The organism is Streptomyces sp. UH6 (assembly GCF_013421635.1).
Lineage (GTDB): Bacteria > Actinomycetota > Actinomycetes > Streptomycetales > Streptomycetaceae > Streptomyces > Streptomyces abyssomicinicus.
In genome coordinates this window covers 1-1,590 of sequence record NZ_JACADT010001173.1, presented here as the reverse complement: position 1 = coordinate 1,590, position 1,590 = coordinate 1, and the positions used below count along the sequence as shown (strand labels likewise).

Annotated in this window: 1 protein-coding gene; it reads right to left on the bottom strand. The window is 71.8% G+C overall.

What is annotated here, in order from left to right:
- Positions 1-26: 26 nt before the first annotated feature.
- Positions 27-1,364: an AarF/ABC1/UbiB kinase family protein gene (locus HW445_RS30330; RefSeq protein ID WP_180224007.1), complete on the bottom strand. Its 1,338-nt coding sequence runs from the start codon at positions 1,362-1,364 to the stop codon at positions 27-29.
- Positions 1,365-1,590: the final 226 nt, after the last annotated feature.

The window sequence follows — 1,590 nt, the reverse complement described above, 5'->3', positions numbered from 1 at the left end:
CCTGCCCGCCGCAGGGGCGGCCCCGGTCACCCGGCCGCGGTGAAGCCCGGGAGCCAGGACTCCAGTTCGTGCCGGAGCCGCACGGTGGCACCGAGCTGGCACAGGACACCGATCGTGCTCAGCGTCACCCGGTGGATCAGCAGGTAGGACGGCGGCAGATTGAGCCGCTTGCCCAACTGGTGCGCCGGAGACCGGGGATCGGCGAGACGCGCCGCCTGGTTCCGCAGCCATCCCCGGCTGAAGGAGAACTCCGCCACCCGCGCCGGCTCGATGATCGGCAGCAGGTACTCCAGCACCTCCTCCGGGTCGAGTTCCACGGTGTCCTTGACGAACCCTTCGGCGCACAGCCGCGCGTGGACCGCCTCGGCCTCGCCGTCCAGCGCCATCCGCAGCGCCTCGCCGATCGGCGAGGGCAGCCCGCCCGGCAGCCGGTCCACGGTGCCGAAGTCCAGCACCCCCAGCCGCCAGTCCTCCGGGTCGTCCGAACCGTCCGTCAGCAGCCGGAAGTTGCCCGGATGGGGGTCGGCGTGCAGCAGTCCGGTACGGGCCGGACCGGAGAAGAGGAAGCGGGCCAGCAACTGCCCCGCGCGGTCGCGCTGTTCCGGTGTGCCGTCGGATATCACCTCCGACATCGGTGTGCCGTCCATCCACTCGGTGACCAGCACCTGTTCGCTCCGGTGGACCACGGCCGGCACCAGGACGTCAGGGTCGTCCGCGAACTCCTCCGCGTGCGCCTGCTGCGCCTCGGCCTCCAACTCGTAGTCCAGTTCCTCGCAGACACGCTCCTTCAGCTCGGTGACCAGTGGCTTGACGTCGATGCCCGGAACCAGTGGCCCCAGCAGCCGCGCGAAGCGGGCCAGTTGGTTGAGGTCGGAGACCAGCGCCTCCCCGGCGCCCGGGTACTGCACCTTCACGGCGACCTCGCGGCCGTCCCGCCACACCGCGCGGTGCACCTGCCCGATGGAAGCGGCGGCCGAGGGGCTGTCGTCGAACTTCTGGAAGAGGTCGCGCCAGTCGTCGCCCAGCCGCTCGACCAGCACCGCGTGGACGGTGCGGGTGGGCATCGGCGGCGCGGCGTCCTGCAGCTTGGTGAGCGCCGCACGGTAGGGGCCGGCCAACTCCTCCGGGAGAGCCGACTCGAAGACGGACATGGCCTGCCCGAACTTCATCGCCCCGCCCTTGAGTTCACCGAGGACCTTGAAGAGCTGCTCGGCCGTGCGCTGCTGGAGTTCACGCCCCACGAGGTCCGCCGACTCTCCGACGATCCGCTTGCCCAGCCCCCAGGTGGCCCGGCCGGCGAGACCGAGTGGCAGCGCGGCGAGTTTGGCGGTCCTGGTGATCGCCTTCCGGGGAAGATCAGACATGCGTCCTCCAAGTCCCGGGCCGCCGTGCCGCGTTTGCCCGATGGCATGACTCCGACGACGGCCCGTGCTCCGCCATTGTGTCCTGTGACTGCTCCGGTGCCCCGGTCAGTTCCGGCTCCGGTCGCTCCGCCGCACCGCAGGGGCAGCGCGGGTGCGGGGCGACGTCCCGGGAACGCCACCGCAGCGCGGGCAGCGCCGTCTCCCAGCGCACGCCCGCCGAGTGCGG

What these genes read in the sequence shown, in the direction of transcription:
- HW445_RS30330 (WP_180224007.1), bottom strand. Translation starts at nt 1,364, where the DNA reads ATGTCTGATCTTCCCCGGAAGGCGATCACCAGGACCGCCAAACTCGCC.